The sequence below is a fragment of the Bradyrhizobium sp. 33ap4 genome, assembly GCF_032654765.1.
In the GTDB taxonomy this organism is placed as follows: domain Bacteria; phylum Pseudomonadota; class Alphaproteobacteria; order Rhizobiales; family Xanthobacteraceae; genus Bradyrhizobium; species Bradyrhizobium australafricanum.
Genome location: NZ_JAUMTJ010000003.1, coordinates 152,552 through 175,709, shown reverse-complemented (window position 1 = coordinate 175,709; position 23,158 = coordinate 152,552). Strand labels below are relative to the sequence as shown.

Here is a 23,158-nt window from a genome sequence, read left to right as displayed (position 1 = left end):
CGTTTACCGGGGCGCCCCCGCCGGGCGACACGAGTTTGATCAATCAAAGATTGAATAGTTGAAGGATATGTGCTGCAGGTCGAATGAGGTCTCCCTGATGGGCCGCCTCACTCGATAGCCTGCGTCGCTCCCGCCGTGGTCGCATGAGAACAAAAAGGGGTTGATCGCCAGTCGATAGGCGATACCTATGTTCATTCGACTCGAATTCGCCGGGATGCCAGGAAGCATGGGAAGCATTGTTCTGCTCGATCTGATGGGGGGCGTGGCGCTCCTGCTGTGGGGCCTGCACATGGTCCATAGCGGGATTCTGCGCGCCTTCGGACCGGATTTGCGGCTGCTGCTCGCCCGGGCGCTGCGCAATCGCTTTACCGCCCTTGGCGCCGGCCTCGGCCTGACCGCCCTGCTCCAGAGTTCGACCGCGACTGCCCTGATCACCAGTTCCTTCGCCGCCGAAGAGATCGTCAGCCTGGTGCCGGCGCTCGCGATCATGCTCGGTGCCAATATCGGCACCACGCTGATCGTGCAGGTGCTGTCGTTCAACGTCGCCGCCATCGCGCCGGTCCTGTTCATTGTCGGCCTCGTCGCGTTCCGCAGCGGGCCGCGCTCCCGGATCAAGGATCTCGGCCGCGTCTCGATCGGCCTCGGCCTGATGCTGCTGGCGCTGCACATCCTGCTCGATACGATGGCGCCCGCCGAGAATGCTCCGGGCGTGCGCGTGTTCCTGGGCGCGATCACCGGCGATCCCGTGCTCTGTATCCTGATCGGCGCCGTCGTCACCTGGCTGGTCCATTCCAGTGTCGCCAGCGTGCTGCTGGTGATGTCGCTGGCCTTTTCCCAGTTCATCTCGCCCTATGCCGCATTTGCGCTGGTGCTCGGCGCCAACCTCGGCAGTGCCATCAATCCGCTGCTGGAGGGCGCGCGTCGCGACAATCCGGCGAGCTACCGGCTGCCGGTCGGCAATCTCGTCAACCGCGTCGTCGGCATCCTGCTGGTGGCGCCGTTCCTGCGCCCGATCACCGAGATCATCTACGCCTGGCAGCCCGATCTCGCCAAGGCGACTGCGCTGTTCCACATCGCCTTCAACGTCGCGACTGCGCTGCTGTTCATCGGCGTGCTCGACCACATGGCGCGGCTGCTCGAGCGTCTGCTGCCGAAGCGAGCGCAGGAGACCGATCCATCACGGCCGCGCTATCTCGACGAGAGTGCGTTGGAGACGCCTTCACTGGCGCTGGCCGATGCGGCGCGCGAGGTGCTGCATATGGGCGATCACACCGAGGCCATGCTGCGCAAGGTGATGGCGGCGATGCTGACCAACGATCGCGCCCTGGTTGACCAGGTGTCGAAGATGGACAACACCGTCGACCGGCTGAACGAGGCGATCAAGCTTTACGTCACGAAACTCACCCGCGGCAGCCTGGACGAGCGCGAGGGCCAGCGCGCGATGGAGATCGTCGCGTTCGCGATCAATCTCGAGCATATCGGCGACATCATCGACAAGAACCTGAGCGAGCTCGCGACCAAGAAGATCAAGCATCGCCTGCAATTCTCCACCGAAGGCGCGGAGGAATTGTCGGCGTTCCACAAGCGCACGATCGACTCGCTGCGGATCGCGTTCGGCGTGTTCATGTCGGGCGATGCCAACGAGGCGCGCAAGCTGCTCACCGAGAAGGCGGCGCTGCGCGCGGCCGAATTGGCCGCCGTCGAGCGCCATCTGGAGCGCCTGCGCGAAGGCCGGCCCGAAACCATCGAGACCACTTCGCTGCATCTCGACGTGCTGCGCGACCTTCGCCGCATCCATTCGCACATCTGCTCGGTCGCCTATCCCGTGCTCGACGCCGCCGGCGAGACCGCCGCCGATCGCGAGAGCATCACCATGGAAGCGACCGACGTTGCGGCGCCAGTGCCTTCGAGCTCTCCGGGCTCCTGACCCCGGCAAGGCCCGCCGCGCCGGCATGGCGTGATGCGATCTGCGCTCGCTATGTCGGCGGCCGATGTTCGGAGCCGAAACGCCGCGGCAGAAGCGCGGAGATGGCAGCGAGTTGGTCGATGCTGTCACGCTGGCGATCGAAAGCCCCGAGCAGATCGCCTTGCAGCAGCCGGCCGCCCGACAGCTTCATCCGAAGCGGATCGACGTTGCGGCCGTTGATCCGCACCTCGTAATAGAGGTGCGGTCCGGTCGAGAGCCCGGTCGATCCGACAAAGGCGATCGTCTCGCCCTGACGAACGCGGTCTCCAATCTTCAGCCCGGGCGGGAAGCTCGCGACGTGGGCATAGGTCGTCTCATAGCCGCGGTCGTGCCGCACGCGGATATATTTCCCGTACCCGCGTTCGTACCCTTCGGTCTCGACGACGCCGGCGCCCGCGGCCGCGATGGGCGAACCATAGGGCGCCGCATAATCGACGCCCTCATGGAAACGGCGGTCGCCAAGGATCGGATGAATCCGCCAACCAAAGCCGTCGCCGAGCCGCCCGCTCACGACCGGCTTGCGCAACAGGAATCTGGTGATGGACTGGCCGGTCTCATCATAGAAATCGGAGCTGCCATCGTCCGGCGCCGTGAAGCGATAGTACCGGCGGGACTGTCCGCCCGCCGTCAAATCGATGAAGACCAACTCCGGCTGACCGATGTCGTTCGGCGCGTAGATGATCTCGGCCACATCGGCGTCGCCGAGCGGCTCGTCGAGATCGAAATCGCGGCCACAGAGCCGCATCAGTTCAGCAACGATCCCCTGGTCGACGTGGTTGGAGCGCGCAAGCGCGTCAAGGCCGTCACGCAGTGTTTCGCCCGGAACGGAATGCGTATCGATCGACTCACGCAGCGGGCTCTCGCTCCGCGCGGCGATGTCGGGCTGTTCCGGCACGATCGGCTGGTATTGGCCGCCATCGGTGCGACCGACGGCGGACACATCCGAGCCGGCCCGTTCGATCGACACCTTCGCGACATGGCCGCGTGGCGAACCGGCGTCTTCGCCCTGTTCGACGACCGTGATTTTCTCGCCACCGGACAGCGTCTCTCGAGCGCCCGGCGACGGGAAGGCGGCAAGGATCGCCGGCGCGTCCTCCGCGGCCGCCGCCAGCGCCCGCAGAATGGCGGCCAGCGTGTCGCCGCTTCTCGCGATAATGACATGTCGGCGGTGACGCGACGACGTAGGCGACTTCGGAAGGTTGGTGACGTTGACAGCCTCGCCGATCGGAGCCGGCGGACGCGGCACGTCTTCACCGTCAGCATAGGCGCTGGTGCCGCCCGGCAGCGGGCGCCGCGCTGGACCTGTCCGTATGATGGCCGGCAGCTCCGACAGCAGGTCGCGTTGCGAGCCCGCTCGCGCGTCGTCCTTTTCGTCTCCCCGCGCTTCCTGGTGTGGCTCGGGATCGATCTCCGCGAGCCGCGCTGACACGCGGGTAAATCGACGGACCGCGCCGGCATCGCTCAGCTGCTCAATCTTGAGCGCAGCGGAATTGCCCTGCGGGCCGAGCCTCCGGTCGAGACGATCGCCGCGTCGCGCCTCGTCAACTACCTGCCCTGCGAAGCGCGGAAGTGACACGACCGGCGCGGCTGCGAATCGCGCGTGATCGCCAAATGCCCCGCGAAGCGCGCCAGCCAGAAGAGCGACGGCGGCGGATCCGATCAGAATCGTCCCCGCCATCCAGCGGAGACTGACGGCGCGCCGGTCAGGCAATTTGCGCTCGCCGGTCAGCGGTGGCTCGTCAAGCGACGGAATATCGCGGACGCTCGATCGATAACCGCCCGCTTTCGTCGCTTCGTCACGGCTGGTCATCAACGCCCCTCATCCCCTGGGGCACGGTCTCGAGATGCCGCCACGCCCACGGCAAGCCGTAGATGCCATGCCGCTTGGGGCGAATGTTTGACCTTGGTTCAGATTCGGTCGCAATTGATCCCGGGCTGAGCCCGATGCTGGAATCTATCGAGATTCCCGAACAAGGCCCGGCATACCGCTCGCCGCTCCGGCGATGACGGCAATCAGCTATCGAGTGTCTTCGACCCGCGGCCGCGGTTCTTCACGATCAGCATGATGTTGCGGATGTAGATCAGCGTGGCGAGACCCTGCCCGATGATGATGACGGGCTCGCGCTTGGCAAGCCCGTAGATCAGCGTCATCAGGCCGCCACCCATCGAAAAGAACCAGAACGCCATCGGCACCACGCTCTGGCCGGCGCGTTCGCTGGAAATCCACTGCACGAGGAAGCGCGCGGTGAAGAACAGTTGCGCGATCAGGCCGAACGCCAGCCAGAAGTCGAACTTGGCGATGAACACGTCGTAGAGATAGGCGCTCAGCGCCTGACCGTACTGAATCAGCATCACTTCACCTCGGTCACGCCTGGCACGCCAGCGACATCGGGCACTTCAGCGACCACTTCAGTGACGACCGGCGTCGGCTTCTTGCGGCGGATCAGCCACCACACGCCGGCGAGATCCATGATCCCGATCCAGAGCCGGTCGAAAAATCCATAGTTCGACACGCCGGAATGGCGCGGCCGGTCGACGACGTCGACATAGGCAATCGCCAGCCCCTCGCGGCGGACCAGTGCCGGAAGAAAACGATGCAGCCCGTCGAAGTAAGGCATCGCCAGAAACACCTCGCGCGGAAACGCCTTCAGGCCGCATCCGGTGTCGCGGGTGCCGTCGCGCAGGATGATGCCGCGCACCGTGTTGGCGATGCGCGATTGCAGCTTCTTGAAGCCGGTGTCCTTGCGCCCGACGCGCTGGCCCGCGGCGAGGCCGACGCGGCCATTGCCGCTCTCGACCGCCGCAATCAGGTCCGGCAGGAAGGCGGGATTGTTCTGCCCGTCACCGTCGAGCGTCGCCACGATCGCGCCGCGCGCGGCGCGCACGCCGCTGCGCACGGCCGCCGACTGGCCCGACGAGACCGCGTGGCGAAGCTGCCGGAGATTGGGCCGCCCGGCCATGACCGCGCTCAGCCGCTCGCCGGTGGCATCCGTCGAGCCGTCATTGACGTAGACGACCTCGTAGGCCCAGCGTCCGTCGAGCGCGGCCGCGATCTCGGCGATCAACGGCGCGATATTGTCCGCCTCGTTGCGCACGGGCACGACGATGGAAACGGCGACCGGCGTCTGGTCGGGAGCAGGCAAATCGGCACTCGTGGTTGGTGTTGTCGGCGATGGAACCAGCCCGATCCGGCCGTCGGGCGACCGCTTTTATGGGGCGAAGGCGCTCCTCGCAACCCTTTTGAGACGCCCGTCCGACGGTCCTGACAGCGCCACCACAGTGCCGTCGCGATGAATGGCAAAACCAAGGCGGCGGGCGGCGAACCAGTAGCGCACGACCATTGCGCCGATCACCCCGACCAGCGCGCCGGCCACCACGTCGCTCGGATGATGCGCCAGCAGCACGAGCCGGGTCGCGGCGATGACCAGCGCATAGACCAGCATCACGAACCGCGCGCCCGGCCACACCGCGGATATGGCAAAGGCCAGCGCGAACGCCGTGATCGAATGTCCCGACGGAAAGCTCGAATAGGCCTCGGTGCCGGCGAAATGCTGGAAGTTGAAGGCATTGGCCTTGCCGCCGACAAAGGGCCGCCCGCGGCCGACGATCCACTTGATCAATTCGCCGACAGCGACCGAGAGCACGACCGACAGAAACAGGTATTGCAGCCTTGTCCCGAAGCCAAGCAAGGTGGCGCGCGGCACGCCGCGCAGCGCAGGCGCCGCCAGCGCGACCACGATCAGCAGCAGGCCAAGCGCGCACAGCACATACTCGTCCTTGCCGAAATCGGTGAGCGTCTTCACCCACCAGAGACCCGGCGTGCCGCGTGGCGGCATCAGACCGATCTCGGTGACATCGAACGCATACATCAGCGTGATGATCACGGCGCCGACGATGACGACGAGCAAAAGTCCGTGGCGCGCGGAGCGGCGCGCCGCCTCGGCGCGGCGCGAATGCGACGGCGCCCGCACGAGCTGGGCAAGGGACAGCCAAACCAGCGTCAGCAATCGTCCGAAATAATTGGCAGAATCCGGGATGGCTGGCGGCGCCGGCATGTCATTCCGTCCCTTCGGAACGGAAGATCGCGATCGAGACCGCCTTGCCCTGCGAGATGTTGTAGCCCTCGACGCGCACCGGCGCGTTGTAGCGCAGGCCAATCGCCTCGGCGCGCTGCACGAAGGCGCGCTCCGAGCGCTGTTCGACCAGCGCGAAGCGGCAGGAGCCCTGCCCGAGGAAATCCGCGGCGCCCGATCCGTCGGTGAGCAGCGTCGAGGTATCGGTCATGAACACGAGGCTCGGCTCGTGGAAGCCGGCGGCTGCCGCCTTCGGGCCGACGCAGGTCACGTTACGCAAGGCGCGCGCGACCTCCTGGCTCGGAAATACGGTGGTGAGCCGCGGCAGCACCACACCATAGGTGCCGGCTGCCATCAGCGCCGCGGCAATCACCGCATTGAGCAGCGAGCGCTCGGCGCGGCTGTCCTCGAACAACCACCACGCGATCAGGCCGAACACCATCGCAACGGCGAACAACGGCCAGGCCGGAAACACCGGCTGATGGATCGCCTTGATGGCGCCGACGATCACCAGCACCGCGCCGAATGCGGGGATCGCGAACCACCAGGCGGCGCCGCGCAACAGCCAGGGCGAGCGCGACAGCACGCGCCGCTCCAGCGCGCCGACGGTCAGGATCGCGATCGCCGGATAGAGCGGCAGCACGTAATGCGGCAGCTTGGTCAGCACGGCCTCGAACACGATCCAGGACGGGATCAGCCAGGCCAGCAGGAACTGCGCACCGGGCTCGCGCCGCGCCCGCCAAACCGCAGGCGCCGCCATGCCGGCCAGCGGCGCACCGGGCCAGAACGTGATCCAGAACAGCAGCAGATAGAGTCCAGGCGGCGCGCCATGGGATTCCTGCGCACCGAGCTTGCTCAGCATGTCGCCGCCGACCGAGTCGGCAAAGAAGGTCTCGCCGGCGCGCAGGAAGATCAGCACGAACCACGGCAGCACCAGCACCAGGGTCCACATCAGGCCCCAGACCGGGCGCATGCGCCAGAACCAAGCCGCCGATCGGTCGAGAATCGCAAGCCCCGCCATCGCAAGGCCGACGAACATCAGGATCAGCGGCCCCTTGAGCAGGATGCCGACCGCCAGTGCCGTCCAGAACACCGCGGGCGGACCCCATGAAGGGTGTGCGGGATCCTCGCCGCGCTGCCACGACAGATAGACTCGCGCCATCGCGCCCATCGCCGCGGTGACGGTCAGCAGCAGCATCGCGTCGGTCTTGGCGAGCCGCGCTTCGACCCCGAGCAGCACGCAGCTTGCCATCATCAGGGCGGCCAGCACCGCCCCCTGCCGCGTCACGAAGGCCAGCGCCGTCCAATAGGTCAGCAAAACGGCGCCGATGGCGCCGATCAGGGACGGCAGGCGGTACACCCAGATGCGGACCTGGGCGCGCGGCACTCCGAGCGCGGAGACGGTCTTCAGCGCAGCCGCCTGCATCCAGTAGATGCCAACCGGTTTCTTGTAACGGACGTCGTCCTGGAAGCGGATGTCGACGAAATCGCCGCTCTCGACCATCTGCTTGGTCGCCTGGGCAAAGCGGACCTCGTCACGGTCGATCGGCGGGATGGTGAAGAAGCCCGGCAGGAACAGCACCAGGCAGGTCAGCGTCAGGAACAGGATCGAACGCCATTGGCTGGCCGTTGCGAACTCGAACGCCATGAACAGCCTGCGGCTCGAATGCGCAGGTTTTACAGACTGTTGCCCTGCTCCGAAGCGCCGGGGTTGGAGGCCATCCACCATGGGTTTCGCATACGATGAAACCGCAGCGCAAACAACTGTGCTGTTCCGCTTTCCGGCCGTGCCGCTCCGCTTTCCCGTGCGATCATTGCACGCGGATCACAACGGTATCCGCGGCCCCCGTGGCGTCGATCACGGTGAGCCGCGCAAAGCCCGGCCCGGGCGGCTCGATCAGGCGCTGGCGCCGGCTGTCGATGTCCCCGGCTGAGACACCATTCACGAGCACCGTCAGCGGCAGCACCCCGCCGGCAACCTTGACCGGCAGCGCGGCATTGCGGCCGCCCTCGGATTGATCGACATCGATGCGCGAGCCGTTCAGCGGAAACTGGATGTGCGGAGCCTGGTCGTTGCCGCTACGGACCAGTTCGCCGAGCGGCCGGAAGCGGCGCAGCGGCGGCGGCAGTTTCGCGTTGGAGGCGACCAGCACGCCGCGTGGCGGCTTCGGCAATGCCGCCGGGATTTTGCCGGTGCGTGCAAAGGCGTCGAACAGGATCGGCGCCGCGGCGGTGCGGCCAACCAGACCCGGCACCGGCGCGCCGTCGGGACGGCCGACCCAGACGCCGATCGTGACGCGGCCGTCGAAGCCGACCGACCAGGCATCGCGATAGCCATAGCTGGTGCCGGTCTTGAACGCGATCCGGTTGTGCACGCCGTTCTCCGGCGGCGGCGTGCCGAGCAGGACGTTGCCGACCTGCCAGGCCGCAGCCTGATCCATCAGCCGCATCGTGTCGCGACTGTCATTCTCCTGCATGATCTCGCGCAACGGTTTAGTCGCGCCGAGCCGTGCCAGGCCGGAATAGAGCTGAGCGAGATCCTGCAACGTGATGCCGACACCGCCAAGACCCATCGCAAGGCCCGGCGCCTCGTCCTTCGGCAGCACGAGACTGGTGCCGGCCTGCTTCAGCCGCGACGACAGCCGGCTGGCACCGACCCGGTCGAGCAGCGCGATCGCCGGCACGTTGAGCGACAATTGCAGCGCCTTGCGGATCGGCACCGTGCCCTGGAACGTCATGTCGAAATTTTCCGGCGCGTAGGTGCCGAAGCGGATCGGCCGGTCCTCGATCAGGCTGTCGGGATGGACAAAGCCATCTTCGAAGGCAAGGCCATAGATGAACGGCTTCAAGGTCGAGCCCGGCGAGCGCACCGCGCGCGTCATGTCGACCTGCCCGGCCCGCCGCTCGTCGAAATAATCCGCCGAGCCGACGCGCGCGAGCACGTCGCCCGTCTCATTGTCGACCACGACGATCGCAACCGAGACATCAGGCCCCTGCGCAATGGCGCGGTCGCGCGCCAGCGCCTCCAGGTTCCGTTGTAGCGCGGCGTCGAGCGTCAGCTTGATGACGGGCGCATCCTTAATCGTCGCGATCGCCTGATCGGACGAATGCGGCGCCAGGATCGGAATCTGCTTGCGCATCTTCGGCACCGCCGTCGCCGTGGCCTGCGCGGCATCGTCCTTCGACACCACGCCATCCTCGACCATGCGCTCGAGCACGCGGTCGCGGGCGGCGTGGGCGGCGTCCGGGTAACGATCGAGCCGCCGCCGCTCCGGCGATTGCGGCAGCGCCACCAGCAGCGCGGCTTCGGCGAGCGACAGCCGCTTCGGCTCCTTGCCGAAATAGGCGATCGAGGCGGCACGGATGCCCTCGAGATTGCCGCCGAACGGCGCCAGCGCAAGATAGAGATCGAGGATCTGGTCCTTCGAGAGCTGCCGCTCCAGTTCGACCGCCCGCACCATCTGCCGCAGCTTTGCGTAGACCGAGCGCTGGTGGCGCGGCTCGATCAGCCGCGCCAGCTGCATCGTGATCGTCGAACCGCCCGAGACGATATGACCGCTGGTGAGAAGCTGGAATGCGGCGCGCGACAGCGCCAGCGGATCGATGCCGCGATGCTCATAGAAGCGCTTGTCCTCATAGGCGAACAAGAGCTTCAGATAGGTGGGATCGACTGACGTCTTCGCATCGACCGGCAGCCGCCAGCGCCCGTCCGTCATCGCATAGGCGCGGAGCAACTTGCCGTTGCGATCGATCACCGTGGTCGAGACCTGCTGCGCCTTGTCGAGCGGCAACGGCCCGAGCGAAACGATCCAGGCGGCGAAGGCGCCGGTGATCGCAATAAGGACGACGGCCATTGCGGCCGCGACGCGGAGCGCCAGCCGCCCGCTGCGCTTGTCATGCCCGGGCTTGACCCGGGCATCCACATCCTTCGTTCGCATGGACGCGCCTATGAATGGCCGGGTCAAGCCCGGCCATGACGAGAAGAGTTTGCGCCGCGCGTCCTTGTTCATTTCGCCGGCTTCACCTCAACCGCACCGGTTCCGCTGCGGCCATAGCGCGAGGGATTGTACATGTCCTCGACATAGGCCCGCGGCAGCACATATTTGCCCGGCGACACCGCGCGCACGACATAGGCGACCGTAAACACCGCTTTGTCGTTGGCGCCCCGATCGATCGCCGCCGTGAAGCGGTCATCGCGGAACTCGGTGTTCTTCGGCTCGACGCCGTCCTCGATCCACGCGAGCGTGCCGGAATCCCCCGATGACACCAAGTTCGGGTTGTCGATCTCGAGCCCGGCCGGCAGATAGTCGGCCACCATGATGTGACCGAACTCCGGTTTGGCTTCCGTCACCTTCAGGACAACCGCGAAGCGGTCATTCTGTTTCGCCTTGGTGACATCGGCCGGCTTGCCGTCGAGCGTGAAATAGCTGCGCTCGATCTTGAAGCCGTTGGAGGCCGCCGGCTCCGGCGTGACCGGCGAGCCCGACACCGAGATCACCGCCTGCACCGGCGCATCGCCGGTATTGGTGATCCTGAGCGGCTGGCCGGTCATCTCCTCGGCCTTGTAGCTGCGATAGACCGCGGTCTTGACCGGCTGGCCGTTGATGTCGAGCGCCAGCGTCTCCTTGGCGAGCGCCCGCGCCGCCAGCACCATCCACGCATTTTCCTGCGTCGAGGTGTAGGGCGACAGTCCCCGCGCCGCCTCGACCCGCAGCACGGCTTGGGTCAGCGTGGTGCGCGGTGCATTGCCTTCGCCAGCGAGCGAGACCAGCGCAGCAGCATCGCGCAGCGCCGAGCCGTAGTCGACCCGACCGAACTCGATCACGGGTTTCGGGTTCAGCGCATCGAGCGCGGCACCATAGACCCGCTCGGCCCTCGCCTTGTCGCCGACCAGCGCCAGCGCCGCCGCAAGCTGGGCCTTGGAGATCGGGGTCGCCAGATTGTTCAGCTTGGTGTCGGCGAGATAGCGCAGATCACCGATCGGCGCCGCGCCGTTGCGCGCGAGCACATAGAGGCCGTAGGCCAGATCGCGGCCGCCGTCCTTCTCCGGCTCGTTGGCATTGACCACCGAGTTCCTGACGCGGTCGAGCGCGTTCTTGAACAGCACGTCCGGCACCGCAAAGCCCTTTTCGCGGGCCCGGGTCAGGAAGTCTGTGACGTAGGCATCGAGCCAGGCGTCGTCGCCGCCCGCCGACCACAGGCCAAACGAGCCGTTGGACCCCTGTCGAGCGAGGAGCCGCTCGATCGCGTCGCGGATGCGCTGGTCGACCGCGGTGTCCATCGCAAGATGGGCACCGGCGGCGAGATCATTGACATAGAGCAACGGCAACGCGCGGCTCGTGATCTGCTCGGAGCAGCCATACGGGTAGCGGTCGAGCGCCTTCAGAATGCTCGCGGCATCGAGCGCGGTCGACAGGCTCGCCGAGACCGAAACGCTGCCGGTACCCGGCACAAGATCGGAGAACATGTCCGAGGTCAGCGTCAGGCTTTCGCCCTTCGCCAGCGTGCGGATCGAACGGCGCGCCAGAACCTGGGTCGCCGGCTTGACGTCGAGCGCATAATGCCGCGCCAGCGTCAGCCCGTTCGGCCCGGAGATGTCGACGTCGAACTCGGCACGTCCGGCGCCGCCGGCCTCGAGGCCCAGCGACAGCGAGGAGCGCTGCTTGGCGGCGAGCTTCACCGTCGTGGTCGAATTGCCGGAAGCCTTGATCGGGCCGCTCGCCTTGACGCTGATGGCATAGTTGCCGGCGGCACCTTCGACATTGTCGATATCCATGCTGATGGTGCCCTTGTCACCGGTCAGCAGGAAGCGCGGCAAGGTCGCGGTCACCACCACGGGATCGCGCACGATCACGTCGACATTGGCGCGGCCGACCTTGGTTGCGCTCCACGCCACCGCCATCACCCGCGCGGTGCCGGCAAATTCCGGGATATCAAAGCTCACCTCGGCCGTCCCGTCAGGCCCGACCGTGAGGATGCCGGAATAGAGCGCGAGCGGCTTCTGCGTTGGCGGCGAGCCCTGCAGCTCGGCGCCGGCAGAGTCGCCGCCGCTGCGGATCTGGCCGCGGGTACCTTGCATGCCGTCGATCAGCTGGCCGTAGAGGTCGCGGATCTCGGCGGTCAGGCGGCGCTGGCCAAGGTAGTAGTCGTCCGGCGCCGGCGGCTTGTAATTGGTCAAATTGAGAATGCCGACATCGACCGCGGCGAGCACCACCTTGGCATCCTCGCCGGGATTGAGCCCGCCGAGCTTGACCGGGATCTTCAGTGTCGAGCCCGGCCGCACCAACGCGGGCGGCGACAGTTCGACGGCAAGCGTGCGCGCTTTCTTGTCGATGCCGAACCATTTCAGTCCGATCGCGCGGCCGGGCATGCGCCCGGCGGCGGCATCGAGCGGACGGCGCAACGTCGTCATGACATACGCGCCGGTGCCCCATTCCTTGCCGACGGGGAGCTTGACCTGCCGGGTGCCCTCCGTGACGTCGACGCTTTGGGTGGTCAGCAGGCGGTCGCCAAGCACATAGACCGTCAGCTTGCCTGACGTGCGCGCATTGACCGACACGGTCATCGTGTCGCCCGAGGCATATTCCGGCTTGTCGATCGAGGTTTCCAATAGATCGGGCGTGTCGGCGCTGCCGTCGGAATACCAGCCGACGTCGAACTGCACCGAGGTGACGGGGCCGTCGGCGTCGGTCGATTTCACGTCGAGCCGGTAGCGGCCGGGCTGCGGCTGGAAGGCCAGGCGCATCGGCTTGTCGGCCGCGAGGTTGACGTCGCCATCGGCGACGCGGCGGGTCGACTTGACCGGCTCATACTGCCAGGACGAATTCTGCCGGTACCACTGGTAACGCGACTCCAGCTTCAACAGCTCGTAGCGCAGCCCGTTGCGCGGCAGCTGCTTGCCGTCGGGCGCGACGAACACGACGTCGAACTCGGCCTTGTCGCCCTCGGCAACGCTCTTGTCGCCGAACAGCGGCTTGACGCCGATCAGCGAGGCGCTAGGCGCCACCGGCAGCACGATCTTGCGTTCCACCGAGCGGCCGCCGGTCTCCGCCATGCGGATGTAGATCTGGGCCTCCTGTGGCCGCGTCGAGGTCGGCACCTTCTCGAGCTTCACCGGAAAGGTCGCCGCGCCGTTGGCATCGGCCTCCGGCAGGTCCTCGATCGGGGTCCGCTCGTTGCTCGCGGTCTGCTCGTCGTCGACGCCGAACTGATAGCCGGCATAACCGGGCCGGCCGTTCGCCGCGGGCGCTACCAGCATGTCGCCCTCGAGCTGCAGGCCCGAGGCCGGCGCGCCGTAGAGGAAATGGCCGGAGACCTGAAGCTCCACTGGAACTTCAGCTTTGATCACCTTCTCCTTGCTGGTCAGATCGAATTCGACCCGTTCGGGAATGTAATCCTCGACCATGAAGGTGGTCTCGCCGACCGACGAGCCCTTCGGGTCGGTAAAGACACGGGCGCGCCAGGTGCCGGTCGGCACCGCCGAATTGAGCGCCACCGCCAGCATCCGGCCGCCGGCGCCCTGGTCGGGCAGCACGGCGCGGCGGAATTCGACGCCGTCGGGGCGCTCGATCACCATGGTCAGCGGCGTCCCGGTCAGGGCATTGCCCTGCCCGTCGCGCAACAGCGCGGTCAGATAAACGGTCTCGTTGGAGCGGTAGACGCCACGCTCGGCGTAGACGAAGGCGTCCGCGCCGGCCGGGATCGCCCGGCCCGCGACGCCGCGGTCGGTGAGGTCGAACGCATTGGTCTTCAGGCTCAGGAAGGCGTAGTCGGCCTTCTCGCCCGTGACGGTCAGCAGTGCCGGCGACAACCCGCCCTCGCCCCGGGCCAGGCCTTGCTCGAACAGCACATGGCCGGCGGCATCGGTCTTGCGGGTCGCCAGGATCTCGTTGTTGCGGGCGACTAGTTTCACGTCGGCGTTGGCGACCGGTTCGGTCGAAGCCAGCGAGTTGACGAAGACGTGGATACCGTCATTGCCGGAGAAGGCCGACAGGCCCATGTCCGAGACGATGAACCATTGCGTCGCTAGCGTGCCGTCGTCGTCGGTCCCCGGCCCCTTGGCCGCGGCGGTCATGACATAGACACCGGGTTGCAGGTCGCCGAGCGCCTGGTCGACCGGAAACGCCGTGACGACGTCCTGGTTCAGCGTGGTCGCAGTCGCAAGCTCGCCGGACCACACCTTGACGCCGCGCTGGTCGCCGAGATCGGAGAGCTGGTAGCGGCTCAGCGTGCTCTGGAAGTCGCTGTCGATCACCGTGTTGATCAGGTTGCGGTCGCCGATCCGGAAGACGTCGACCTTGACCGCCGGCGTGTTGACGCTGACCACCGGGATACCGCGCTGTCCGGTCCGCGGCAGCACATAGGCCCGCCCAGTGAACCGCACGAACGGCTTGCGGTCGCGGACATAGATGTTGAACTCGGCCGATTTCGGCAGGGTCTCCTTGACGGTCGACGGCAGGCCGGCGCGCAGATTGATGTTGTAGCGCTCGCCGTGCTTCAGCCCGTCGACGCAGAGCTGCTGGCCTTCCGCCGACAAGGCCGGCTTGTCGGTGCCCGCGAGCGCGAGATACGGCGCGAAGTCGACGCGCTTGGCGAGTTCCTCCGAGAACTGGAAGCAGGCCCGCGGCGAGGCCGCGTCGGAATCGACGGTATAATCGAGCAGCCGGAAACCGTGCTCGCCGCGCATCTTCTCATACTGGCCGCGGACATCGGCGACCTCGCGCATGTCGAGCGACAGCCGCAAGCTGTCCAGCGCCGGGCGCCACAGCTTGCGCTCGGCAAGCGCTTTGCCGAGCACGGCCAGCGCGTCCGCCTCCTCGCCCGCATTGCCGGCGCGCTGATAGGCGATGTAGGCGGCAGTGGAGGCGCGCTCCATCAGGAACGTCTGTTCGCTGGAGCTCGCCGAGCGGATCTGGAAGATCGTCCTGGCGAGCCGCAGCCAGTTAGCGCCGTCCTCGGGCGTGGTCGCCGCGATCTGGCCGAGGATTTGCAGCCCGCCGCGGAAATCATTGCGCTTGAAGGCGGCGTCGGCTTCGGTGCGCAGGGTCGCGGCCGATTTGTTGACCGCGCCGGCCTCGCTCTTGATCTGGGCTTCCAGCTTGATCGCGGAATCGGCGAGATCGTCGCGCTTGAAGGCCTTGTCCGCGGCCTGGGCGCCCACCAGGGCGAGCAGCAGCGTGGCGCATATCGTGGCGGCACGAACCAATCCGATCATGATGGAGCTCCTGAACGCCCCGCGGTCGAACGCCGCGTTGGGGCCAAAAGTGCGCGAAAAGGTGACGGAGTGAAGGCGCGGACATGAACGGACGAAAACGTCGCAGATCGCATTGCCGACATTCCTTTGACCGGCCCCCGGCTGCAGCGTCGTGCGGCTCGGCAGGCTGGACAGGCCAACGCAGGGCGGGCGCCCTGCTCGCCTTTGTCGTTCGACCACAAAAATCGGTTCGGACGGACTTGGCGGAAAGGCGGATTTTTCATATTGGCGGTGCTACAAGGCCGCCACGGTCCCGTAGCTCAACTGGATAGAGTAGCGGATTTCTACTCCGCGGGTTGCAGGTTCGAATCCTGCCGGGATCGCCACCCTCCCTCCTCGATGAAACCATTTTCCAGAAGCCACGAAGCCGGCCGGAAACAAACCCGGCGTAGTGTCCAGGGGGTTGGACCAAGGGGCTTCGGTCATGTGGGATTTCATCAACGAATTGTATCGGGATTTTTGCCTGGCTCGCCTGCAGGAGATGCGCAAGCTCGAGCATCATATCTGACCGGGCGGAGCATCGGTGGCGATCAGCCGTTCTCGCGCCGCGGCTTGGATCACCCCAGACAATCGGACCTTCGCCAGCGCACAAGCAGCCAACACCAATCCATCGCGGGCCCCCCAGTCCCCGTATGATTACGGGGGCGCTCGAACCTTGGCGCCGGTTTTGCAGAGACAAACATGACTGGGATTGCGGGCCCAGATTGGAACAGGCGCCGCCGGGACAATGCATTTCGAGCCCGGCGGCGTAATTTTTCGGGACGGGCTCACCGCCATGATCCGAACGGTCCGGCGTCAGTGCCGGGACCATTCCCTTGCTTCGCCCGCGGCCTCTCCTGCCTGGAAATCAAGCACGCTCGTTCGACGTCGATAGCTCCACCATCGAGGTGTCAGCCGGCACGGCGATGAAAAGGATCGCCGCTGGTTGATCGTCGTCCTCCTGGCCGGTCGCTCGCGAACGTCGACCGTCGGCAGCAATCAAACCAATCTCTAAGGCTCTCTTAACCACAAGCGAAGGCCGCACGCGGGGTCATGGGCCGATTGCGCGCCGATCCGCGTTATCCAGCACCATGCGTGTGACAAGCCGTCCGATCGCCTCTGCTCTGTGTGGTGCGGCGGTTCTCGCTGCGCCGCTCGCAGCCGCCAATGCGCAGCAGGTGCAGGCCGGAACGCTTGAGTGTCGTGGCGGACCCGATACCGGGTTCGTGGTGGGTCCGGTGACCAACCTCAATTGCGTGCTGCACGTCGATAGCACGCCGGACAGTCGTTATGTCGCGGCCATCCGCAACCTCGGCGTTTTGATCGGAGATCAAGAAGTCGCCATGACCTGGAAGGTGATGGCGCCCGTGCCGTGGCTTGGAAGCGACGATCTCGCCGGCGGCTACGCCCATGCCGACGGCGCCGGCGTCAACGTTCTCGCCGGCGGCACGAATACGCCGATCACGCTGCATCCGTCGAACGAGCGGAACGTCCCCTCAACGCCGCCCCTGAAAATCGAGAACCTCGAGATTCGGCCGGTGGACCGCTGACCCTGAGCGCAGCCAGGCGATGGCCGGCGCGGCCGCCGGAATGCACAACGCCGTCCGCTTGAAATAGATGCGGACGGCGCTGGCCCTAGCCCCAGGAAGGTGATGCAAAATCCTGACAGCTCCAAGTCTGCACACTTTGTGCCAGCGGCGCATGTCCCAAATTGGCTATCACGCGGCATGGCCCAAATGGGCCATTTGGAAACACAGAAACAAAGATAGGTTAGGCATCGAGGCGCCGGCGACGGTGCCTCACGACCAAAGTGTTTACTTGGCCTCAGCGTGGCCCACGCGCTGAGGCCTTTCTTTTTTGATGTTCGCCGTGTGCCGTGAAATCACTCGCCGTTTTTATCATTCAGCGCACGAAACGATTCCGTAGTTCTCCGTGCGTGAACAAAGTTCCGGCGGCGATTGAGGGACTGATCGCTTTCCGTTCGTGCGATTGCAGGTTCCACTTGCCGTGAGCGCCGGCAGCGCGCTTCGCAATTTCTTAATCCAAGAATGTTTTGCTAGAGGATTGTGAGTGCGCGCATCGGTCGTCGATATTTTTCAGGACCGCGATGGACGATTCCCAGATCGTCCTTTTTGTTCGATGAGGATTCGCACGACCAAAACATCACGCGAGCGATGCGAACGCACCGCGCGCAGCGGTCACGCCGCGAGAGTCTCACTTTGGTTTGCTCGGCCGATGCGCCATTCCCATATACACCCCACCGGCCTTCAATTCCGCCAGCATCTGGTCGATCCGCTTGCGCTGTGTTGCAGTTCGCACGCTGCGGCCGATCCAGTGCAGATAGTCGTTGCGCTGATACGGCGGGCGCGTCTTGAACGCCTGCATCAGTCCGGCAGCATCGAGCTTGCGGCGGATGCTCGCCGGCATCGCCGCGCGCGGTCGCTTCAACGTCACGCCGCTCTCAAGTCGCCGGATCAGGACCGCCGCTTGGCTTCGACGTAACGCTTGAAGTTATCCAGGATCGCCTGCCAACCGCCGCGCTGCTGCTCGACCGAATGGGTATCCTCGCTGTCGAAGCTGACCTGCACCTTGACGCCGCCGCTCTCCGGCGTGAATGCGACCTGCGCGCTGCGATCGCCGAACGAATATTCGAGCAGACGGGGCTCCTCGACCCTGGTGTAGGTGCCGGCGAAATCGAACCCCATGCTGCCGTCCTTGGCTTCCATTCGCGACGAGAAGGCGCCGCCGGTGCGCAGGTCGACGGTCGCGGCGGTCGTGTGCCAATCGTCGGAAGCCGCGTTCCACTGCTTGATGTCGTCAGGCGTCGTATAGGCGCGCCAGACATCCGCGATCGGCGCGGCAACGGTCGTTTCGACGGCAATCCTCATATCAATTCCCTCGTTGCGATGGGGTGAAGCTGACGCGCCTCCCGGGCGGCGCCGGACCGCAGCCATTCTATTAGGGCCATTGATGCCTTCGTCAAATGGCAATGCCCGGGCCACCGGGAGCATGAGAATATCCGAGATGCCATTCGACCAACCAAATGGTGCGCGGTCGTCACAAGAATTTCGTCAGGAATGACCGTGTATGGAAGACGGTCCAATGCCCGGAGAGCGCATCATGCGGAACCTGAACACCGTCCTGAGCAAGCTGAACGACCGCCTGCTGCGGCTGGAGGGCGAATTGTTCGTGCTGCGATCGATCGCGCGCGCCGCCCTCACCGCCGGCGACGAGTCCGCCGTCCGCACCCGCAAGCTGCTCGAAGGCGCAAGGCTCGCGCTGTCAGACGAAGCCGAACGGCCGCTGGACGCCGCGACCGGGAAATACGTCGCGGCCGCGATCGCCATGGTCGAAGAGCTGCTTGAGAATCCCCGCGAGGCGGCCCCGCTGTTCAGGGTGATCGACGGCGGCAGGCGGGACGATTAGCGCGCTTGCGCCGAGCCTAGCCGGTACCCTGCACGGCCTTGTCATAGGCCTCGATCGTCAGCCTTGCCCTGACCGCAATATCCGCGGCCGTCATGCCCGGCTTGTAAAGGCTGCTGCCGAGACCGAAGGCGCGAATGCCTGCCTTCACATACTCGGCGAAATTCTGGTCCGAGACGCCGCCGACCGCGGCGATCATCACGTCCGGCGGCAGCACGGCGCGGATCGCGGTGATGCCGGCGGCGCCGAGCACGCTGGCCGGAAAGAATTTCAGGCTAGATGCCCCCGCGCGCGCGGCGAGCAGCGCTTCCGTCGGCGAGAACACGCCGGGCATCGTGATCATCGCGTGGTCCCTTGCACGCGCCAGCACCTCGACATCGACATTCGGCGACACCATGAGGCGGCCGCCGACGTCGTGCAGGCGATCGACGTCGGCTGCAGTCAGCACCGTGCCCGCGCCGATCAGAACATCGGCCGGAGCGCGCTTCGCCGCGATCTCGATCGAGCGGAACGGCTCTGGCGAGTTCAGCGGAATCTCGATCGCGGTCATGCCGGCGTCGAGCAACGCGCCGACGATGCCCAGCACCTCGTCCGGCTTGACGCCGCGCAGGATCGCGACCAGCGGCCGATTCATCGGCGGAAACGGAATACTCATGCGTTGATCCCTCAGTTCTTCCAGATCGCCGCCGCCGCGCCGGCGAGGCCACGGCGAACCGCCTCCTCCGCATCCATAACATTGAGCGGAATCGAAAGGCATTCGAGCGCCATCTGATAGAGCCGCTGCAACCGGCCCGAGGCAAGCAGCGTAACCGGCGCTCCCTGCTCCCGCTCCGCAAGGCCCGCCGCGAGTTCGACGCCGATCAACGTGCCCGAGATCGTCTCGCGCGCGGCCTGTGCGTTGCCGCCGAACAGCAGCTGCCGCGATCGCACGCGAAACAGCAGATTGGCCGCTAGCGCCGGCGCCGCGAATGCCGCCGCGACCGCCGCGCGGAACGCATCGCCGTCAACCGCTTCCTCGGCGCCGGCGACGGCGTGCGACAGGATGGTGTCGCGCGCGACCGCGCTGAACAGCTCTCCGGTCATGAAGGTCGCAAAGCGTTCGACCGTTCCGCCGCGGACCCTCACCCATTTGGAATGCGTTCCCGGCATGCAGACGAGCGCCTCGCCCGGCGCGTTCAAGCCGAGCGCCCCCAGCAGCTGGGTCTCCTCGCCGCGCATGACGTCCGGCGCGGCGGCATCACGCTGCGCGATCCCGGGCAGGATACGGATATCGCGCGCCTGCCCGCTGACCACGACAGCGCCCTTGAGGATGTCCGACAGATGCGCCGGCGTATCGATATAGCCGGCCTCGACCCAGCCCTGCCGCGCGCCCGCCATGCCGCAGATCACGACCGGCAGGTCGGCCGGCACACCCAACGCATCGAGATGCGATTGCAGCACGGCCGCAAAGCCGGTCCTGGCTGCCGCGGTCATGCCTTCATCGCTGCGGCGCTCACCGAGCACCTTGCCACCGGCGCCCGTCAGCCAGAGCCGGAAGCTGCTGGTGCCCCAATCGACCGCGACATAGGAAAGCCCGCTCATCGCGCCCTGTTCCACGCTCTCAGTGTCCCGCGCGCCGACGGCGCCGCTGCCAGACGCGATAAAGGCGATCATCGCGCCACGCAAGGCGGCTCGGTGGCATGACGCCACGAGGCCTCGCTGGCATCGGACGCGCGGATCGATTACCGCGCGCCCTTCAGCGTGCAGGAGGTCGTGCAGGTCGTCACGTTGCCGCGGTCACATTTGATGCAGGCGTTGACGCACTGATCCATGACCTTGGGATTGTACTGACTGTAAAGATTGGCCGCACAGCTGTTGGTCGATCCCGTAACCTCCGGGTCGGACCAGCAACCGGACAGTAAAAATGCTGCGGCACTCAAAATGGCGACCTTGCGCATAAGGCCTCCTGCCACGCCGTATCCGAGTAACGTTGCAAGTAACCTTGATGGGTTAGGTTAAATTCCGGTTTCAATTGCGGCCTTATTCGGAAGCAGTATTGCTTATCCACCGGACATTTCCCCAAGGTCCGGGCCCACACCGGCAAGGCCGTCAGGCGACCCCGCCTGGCGGCTTTGTTGCCCAGCAATGCACAAGGAAACCAACAAGATGGCCCGAAAGCCGCGGTGGTCGTTCAAGGAGGACCGACGACTGATGGAACTGGCACGCTCCTCGAAGTCGCTGGAGGAGGTCGTCAAGGCGACCGGCCGCTCGCCGGAGCGGATCAAGAAGATGGCGATGCGCCTCGGCCTGTCGATCAAGCCGCGCAGTACCACCAAGAAATGACTTGAAATACGGCCGCTAGAGTTCTGGCGGACAATCGTCCTTCGCCCGCACCGGGATCGCCTTGACCTCGCCTTCCGGCTTGGCCTCAGCCTCGCGTTCCGCCTCGGTCCCCCTGGTGCAGGTGGTCAGCACGAAAGCAACCCGGCTGCATTGCCATTCCGGCCCGAGCGCCGCATTGGACACCGGCTCTGGCGACGCCAGTGTCAGGGATAGATACGCCACCAAAACGGCACCCGCCGCGCCTGCGGCAGCCAGCGCCGCGCCCTTTCCGGACCACAGCTTGGACATCATGGCCTTGGTTCCCGCCGATCTCCAGGAGTCGAGGCAGCCCGCCTGTCCGCGTGCGATCGGAATCACAACCGGGATCAAACAGTTCAGCCCGAGTCTTTGGGGTTGATGTGGGATCGATATTGCACTGCCGCAAGACGGGGTCAGCGCGCCGGCTCGATCACATTACAGTTGGTCCGGCCCGACATCAGGCAGTCCTGCATCTTGCTCGCCGCCGTCAGGTCATGCGCGAGCCAGAGGCCGACCGCGAGCATGACCGCCGCGACCAGCAGTCCGATCAGCGCGCCCCTTCTGCTGCCTCCGTCGTCGGATTCGCTCATGCCCGCTTCGGTTCCCGGTTGCCATGGTCCGCATCATGCCCTTTGCATGGTTGCGTGGGATCAATTCTGCAACAGTCGCACAACGAAATGCACGGCCGCGGCCGTCGGCACCGCAATTCCGTTGCGCGCCAGGGGCGACTCGCGAAAGACTACTCGCTGAAGTGGAGCGCGTGTGCGGGGCGTGCCGATGAGCGAACAAGAAGCGACGACGTATGACTATCAGCGTTACAGGCAGTTGCTCTCGGAGGCTGTCGATGAGAGCAGCAGGCAGCGGCTGATCAGCCTACTGATCGTCGAAAGGGCGCGCGACAGGCTGGAAGCCCAGCGCGCCTCGGACCGGAGCGCGATGACCGCCGAGACGGTCGCCAAAGTCCTGGGTAACGGACGACGCGAGCACCTCCAGCGCGGCTGAACTTTTCAACAGCCCTTGTTCAACAGCCCTTGGTGACCAGCCACTCACCACGCGTCCGCGGGGCGAACGATGGCTGCTTGACGCTGGCTCATATCTCCCTTGCTCCACAGCCCTCCGTTCACCACTGGCAATTTCGTCGCCATTCACTTATTGAAACGCCGAACCAACCCCATCCATCACCCGAACAGAAAGCAGCAAGGCTTCCTCTATGAGTGGCTTCAAGGAACCGGGTTTTGCCGACCGCCAGAAAGCGGCCCTGCAGGCGCGGCAAAACCTCCTCAACAAGTTTCGCGCCCAGCCGGGAGCTGACGATCCCGCTGTGAAGGCACGTGCCGAGGAGCGCGCGGCGATCGCCGAACGCCGCACCAAGGCCAAGGAAGCCCGCGAGGCCGAAAAGGCCGAGCAGAAGCGCCGCGAGGAAGAGGCCGCCGCCGCCGAGGCCGCCCGCATTGCCCGCGAGAAGGAAGAGGAAGCCGCCCGCGAGGAGGCGCTGCTCGCCGAGCAGAAGGCCAAGCGCGATGCCCGCTACGCGGCACGCAAGGAGCGCGGCAAGAAGAAGCGCTAAGGCGCAACCAGGCCCGCCAGAGCGGCGGGCCTGCGGATAGCGGGCGATGACGGCAGTCAGTTCTTCTTCATGCCGTCGTCTTTCTTCATCATCGCGCCGCCGTCCTTCTTCATGGCGTCGTCCTTCTTCATCATGCCACCGTCCTTCTTCATGGCATCCTTGGACATCGAGTCTTCCTTTTTCATCGCGTCATCCTTGCCCATCTTGTCCTGAGCGAAGGCGGCGGGCGCCAGCGCCAGGCTGAACGAGAGCAGCGCGGCGGAAAGGCCGAGGCGGGTCTTGGTGGTCATGGTGATGATCCCTTGTGTGGTCGAATGTGAGCGCGACGACTTGCCGCTCTCTACTCGACGCACTTGCGCCGGCCGTCGTTACCTCCAATAACGAATTCTTGAAGCAGCACGGCTGCGGTCGCCCGGCGGCTGGTCGCGCGACGGTTGCGTGACGACGCGGCGTCACCGCGCATCAGTGTGCATCGCAACAACGGCAAGGCTTGAACGTCAGGACTTGAACGTCAGGACTTGCAGCCGCGTATCGGCTCGCACTATCAGGGCGCCTCG

General features: G+C 65.8%; 21 protein-coding genes and 1 tRNA gene. 7 read left to right on the top strand and 15 right to left on the bottom strand.

Annotated features, from left to right (window positions below; translation table 11 throughout):
- The first annotated feature begins 226 nt into the window (after positions 1-226).
- Complete coding sequence (locus Q2M23_RS03725; RefSeq protein ID WP_316394269.1) at positions 227-1,927, top strand: Na/Pi cotransporter family protein; 1,701 nt, start codon at positions 227-229, stop codon at positions 1,925-1,927.
- A 49-nt stretch (positions 1,928-1,976) separates the two neighbouring features.
- On the opposite strand, the gene Q2M23_RS03720 is transcribed toward Q2M23_RS03725, so the two are convergent.
- The 7 genes from Q2M23_RS03720 to Q2M23_RS03690 all read right to left on the bottom strand — a co-directional run bounded on the left by Q2M23_RS03720 (position 1,977) and on the right by Q2M23_RS03690 (position 15,253).
- Complete coding sequence (locus tag Q2M23_RS03720; protein WP_316394268.1) at positions 1,977-3,776, bottom strand: M23 family metallopeptidase; 1,800 nt, start codon at positions 3,774-3,776, stop codon at positions 1,977-1,979.
- A 203-nt stretch (positions 3,777-3,979) separates the two neighbouring features.
- Positions 3,980-4,318, bottom strand: a complete 339-nt coding sequence (locus tag Q2M23_RS03715) for a lipid-A-disaccharide synthase N-terminal domain-containing protein (RefSeq protein WP_016845896.1) — start codon at positions 4,316-4,318, stop codon at positions 3,980-3,982.
- Complete coding sequence (locus Q2M23_RS03710; RefSeq protein WP_316394265.1) at positions 4,318-5,109, bottom strand: glycosyltransferase family 2 protein; 792 nt, start codon at positions 5,107-5,109, stop codon at positions 4,318-4,320. The genes Q2M23_RS03715 and Q2M23_RS03710 overlap by 1 nt, the downstream gene beginning before the upstream one ends.
- 66 nt (positions 5,110-5,175) lie before the next feature.
- Positions 5,176-6,021 carry a phosphatase PAP2 family protein gene (locus Q2M23_RS03705; protein ID WP_316394264.1) on the bottom strand — a complete coding sequence of 282 codons (846 nt, stop codon included), beginning with the start codon at positions 6,019-6,021 and terminating at the stop codon, positions 5,176-5,178.
- A 1-nt stretch (position 6,022) separates the two neighbouring features.
- On the bottom strand, positions 6,023-7,768 hold the full coding sequence (locus Q2M23_RS03700) for an ArnT family glycosyltransferase (RefSeq protein ID WP_375166482.1): 1,746 nt from the start codon (positions 7,766-7,768) through the stop codon (positions 6,023-6,025).
- Positions 7,769-7,850: 82 nt separating this feature from the next.
- Positions 7,851-9,977: a penicillin-binding protein 1C gene (pbpC, locus tag Q2M23_RS03695; RefSeq protein WP_316394262.1), complete on the bottom strand. Its 2,127-nt coding sequence runs from the start codon at positions 9,975-9,977 to the stop codon at positions 7,851-7,853.
- A 68-nt stretch (positions 9,978-10,045) separates the two neighbouring features.
- Positions 10,046-15,253 carry an alpha-2-macroglobulin gene (locus Q2M23_RS03690; protein WP_316394260.1) on the bottom strand — a complete coding sequence of 1,736 codons (5,208 nt, stop codon included), beginning with the start codon at positions 15,251-15,253 and terminating at the stop codon, positions 10,046-10,048.
- 288 nt (positions 15,254-15,541) lie between these two features.
- On the opposite strand from Q2M23_RS03690, the gene Q2M23_RS03685 reads away from it, so the two are divergent.
- Both Q2M23_RS03685 and Q2M23_RS03680 read left to right on the top strand, forming a co-directional pair.
- Positions 15,542-15,618, top strand: a tRNA-Arg gene (locus tag Q2M23_RS03685).
- A 744-nt stretch (positions 15,619-16,362) separates the two neighbouring features.
- Complete coding sequence (locus tag Q2M23_RS03680) at positions 16,363-16,821, top strand: DUF992 domain-containing protein (RefSeq protein ID WP_316394258.1); 459 nt, start codon at positions 16,363-16,365, stop codon at positions 16,819-16,821.
- A gap of 664 nt (positions 16,822-17,485) precedes the next feature.
- On the opposite strand, the gene Q2M23_RS03675 is transcribed toward Q2M23_RS03680, so the two are convergent.
- The gene (locus tag Q2M23_RS03675; RefSeq protein ID WP_316394257.1) at positions 17,486-17,725 is read right to left on the bottom strand and encodes a YdeI/OmpD-associated family protein; all 240 of its coding nucleotides are present in this window, start codon (positions 17,723-17,725) and stop codon (positions 17,486-17,488) included.
- A 20-nt stretch (positions 17,726-17,745) separates the two neighbouring features.
- Entirely contained in the window at positions 17,746-18,159 is a 414-nt protein-coding gene (locus Q2M23_RS03670) for an SRPBCC family protein (RefSeq protein ID WP_076825494.1), read from the bottom strand.
- A 232-nt stretch (positions 18,160-18,391) separates the two neighbouring features.
- Here Q2M23_RS03670 and Q2M23_RS03665 point away from each other — a divergent pair, with 232 nt between their 5' ends.
- On the top strand, positions 18,392-18,697 hold the full coding sequence (locus Q2M23_RS03665) for a hypothetical protein (RefSeq protein WP_057016599.1): 306 nt from the start codon (positions 18,392-18,394) through the stop codon (positions 18,695-18,697).
- Between the two features lie 16 nt (positions 18,698-18,713).
- Here Q2M23_RS03665 and Q2M23_RS03660 read toward each other — a convergent pair whose 3' ends face one another.
- From Q2M23_RS03660 to Q2M23_RS03650, 3 genes are all read right to left on the bottom strand, one after another.
- Positions 18,714-19,349: a 2-dehydro-3-deoxy-6-phosphogalactonate aldolase gene (locus tag Q2M23_RS03660; protein ID WP_316394255.1), complete on the bottom strand. Its 636-nt coding sequence runs from the start codon at positions 19,347-19,349 to the stop codon at positions 18,714-18,716.
- Positions 19,350-19,360: 11 nt separating this feature from the next.
- Entirely contained in the window at positions 19,361-20,275 is a 915-nt protein-coding gene (locus Q2M23_RS03655; protein ID WP_076825510.1) for a 2-dehydro-3-deoxygalactonokinase, read from the bottom strand.
- Between the two features lie 140 nt (positions 20,276-20,415).
- On the bottom strand, positions 20,416-20,631 hold the full coding sequence (locus tag Q2M23_RS03650) for a hypothetical protein (RefSeq protein WP_026192800.1): 216 nt from the start codon (positions 20,629-20,631) through the stop codon (positions 20,416-20,418).
- A gap of 208 nt (positions 20,632-20,839) precedes the next feature.
- Here Q2M23_RS03650 and Q2M23_RS03645 point away from each other — a divergent pair, with 208 nt between their 5' ends.
- Positions 20,840-21,016, top strand: a complete 177-nt coding sequence (locus tag Q2M23_RS03645) for a hypothetical protein (protein ID WP_166205288.1) — start codon at positions 20,840-20,842, stop codon at positions 21,014-21,016.
- A gap of 15 nt (positions 21,017-21,031) precedes the next feature.
- On the opposite strand, the gene Q2M23_RS03640 is transcribed toward Q2M23_RS03645, so the two are convergent.
- Both Q2M23_RS03640 and Q2M23_RS03635 read right to left on the bottom strand, forming a co-directional pair.
- Positions 21,032-21,307, bottom strand: coding sequence for a hypothetical protein (locus tag Q2M23_RS03640; protein ID WP_050384538.1), 276 nt, complete (start codon positions 21,305-21,307; stop codon positions 21,032-21,034).
- A gap of 140 nt (positions 21,308-21,447) precedes the next feature.
- Positions 21,448-21,624: a hypothetical protein gene (locus tag Q2M23_RS03635; protein ID WP_162832424.1), complete on the bottom strand. Its 177-nt coding sequence runs from the start codon at positions 21,622-21,624 to the stop codon at positions 21,448-21,450.
- 187 nt (positions 21,625-21,811) lie between these two features.
- Between Q2M23_RS03635 and Q2M23_RS03630 the strand changes: the two genes are divergently transcribed.
- Together Q2M23_RS03630 and Q2M23_RS03625 are read left to right on the top strand one after the other, a co-directional pair.
- Positions 21,812-22,036, top strand: coding sequence for a hypothetical protein (locus Q2M23_RS03630; RefSeq protein WP_057016542.1), 225 nt, complete (start codon positions 21,812-21,814; stop codon positions 22,034-22,036).
- Positions 22,037-22,244: 208 nt separating this feature from the next.
- A complete protein-coding gene (locus Q2M23_RS03625) occupies positions 22,245-22,601 on the top strand; it encodes a DUF6481 family protein (protein ID WP_057016541.1) in 357 nt (118 codons plus the stop codon).
- A 56-nt stretch (positions 22,602-22,657) separates the two neighbouring features.
- Here the strand turns inward: Q2M23_RS03625 and Q2M23_RS03620 are convergent, their stop codons facing one another.
- The gene (locus Q2M23_RS03620) at positions 22,658-22,891 is read right to left on the bottom strand and encodes a pentapeptide MXKDX repeat protein (RefSeq protein WP_092083897.1); all 234 of its coding nucleotides are present in this window, start codon (positions 22,889-22,891) and stop codon (positions 22,658-22,660) included.
- Positions 22,892-23,158 lie beyond the last annotated feature (267 nt).

What these genes read in the sequence shown, in the direction of transcription:
- Q2M23_RS03725 (WP_316394269.1), top strand. Translation starts at nt 227, where the DNA reads ATGGGAAGCATTGTTCTGCTCGATCTGATGGGGGGCGTGGCGCTCCTG.
- Q2M23_RS03720 (WP_316394268.1), bottom strand. Translation starts at nt 3,776, where the DNA reads ATGACCAGCCGTGACGAAGCGACGAAAGCGGGCGGTTATCGATCGAGC.
- Q2M23_RS03715 (WP_016845896.1), bottom strand. Translation starts at nt 4,318, where the DNA reads ATGCTGATTCAGTACGGTCAGGCGCTGAGCGCCTATCTCTACGACGTG.
- Q2M23_RS03705 (WP_316394264.1), bottom strand. Translation starts at nt 6,021, where the DNA reads ATGCCGGCGCCGCCAGCCATCCCGGATTCTGCCAATTATTTCGGACGA.
- Q2M23_RS03700 (WP_375166482.1), bottom strand. Translation starts at nt 7,768, where the DNA reads ATGGTGGATGGCCTCCAACCCCGGCGCTTCGGAGCAGGGCAACAGTCT.
- pbpC (WP_316394262.1), bottom strand. Translation starts at nt 9,977, where the DNA reads ATGCGAACGAAGGATGTGGATGCCCGGGTCAAGCCCGGGCATGACAAG.
- Q2M23_RS03690 (WP_316394260.1), bottom strand. Translation starts at nt 15,253, where the DNA reads ATGATCGGATTGGTTCGTGCCGCCACGATATGCGCCACGCTGCTGCTC.
- Q2M23_RS03680 (WP_316394258.1), top strand. Translation starts at nt 16,363, where the DNA reads ATGCGTGTGACAAGCCGTCCGATCGCCTCTGCTCTGTGTGGTGCGGCG.
- Q2M23_RS03670 (WP_076825494.1), bottom strand. Translation starts at nt 18,159, where the DNA reads ATGAGGATTGCCGTCGAAACGACCGTTGCCGCGCCGATCGCGGATGTC.
- Q2M23_RS03665 (WP_057016599.1), top strand. Translation starts at nt 18,392, where the DNA reads ATGCGGAACCTGAACACCGTCCTGAGCAAGCTGAACGACCGCCTGCTG.
- Q2M23_RS03660 (WP_316394255.1), bottom strand. Translation starts at nt 19,349, where the DNA reads ATGAGTATTCCGTTTCCGCCGATGAATCGGCCGCTGGTCGCGATCCTG.
- Q2M23_RS03655 (WP_076825510.1), bottom strand. Translation starts at nt 20,275, where the DNA reads ATGAGCGGGCTTTCCTATGTCGCGGTCGATTGGGGCACCAGCAGCTTC.
- Q2M23_RS03650 (WP_026192800.1), bottom strand. Translation starts at nt 20,631, where the DNA reads ATGCGCAAGGTCGCCATTTTGAGTGCCGCAGCATTTTTACTGTCCGGT.
- Q2M23_RS03645 (WP_166205288.1), top strand. Translation starts at nt 20,840, where the DNA reads ATGGCCCGAAAGCCGCGGTGGTCGTTCAAGGAGGACCGACGACTGATG.
- Q2M23_RS03640 (WP_050384538.1), bottom strand. Translation starts at nt 21,307, where the DNA reads ATGATGTCCAAGCTGTGGTCCGGAAAGGGCGCGGCGCTGGCTGCCGCA.
- Q2M23_RS03635 (WP_162832424.1), bottom strand. Translation starts at nt 21,624, where the DNA reads ATGAGCGAATCCGACGACGGAGGCAGCAGAAGGGGCGCGCTGATCGGA.
- Q2M23_RS03630 (WP_057016542.1), top strand. Translation starts at nt 21,812, where the DNA reads ATGAGCGAACAAGAAGCGACGACGTATGACTATCAGCGTTACAGGCAG.
- Q2M23_RS03625 (WP_057016541.1), top strand. Translation starts at nt 22,245, where the DNA reads ATGAGTGGCTTCAAGGAACCGGGTTTTGCCGACCGCCAGAAAGCGGCC.
- Q2M23_RS03620 (WP_092083897.1), bottom strand. Translation starts at nt 22,891, where the DNA reads ATGACCACCAAGACCCGCCTCGGCCTTTCCGCCGCGCTGCTCTCGTTC.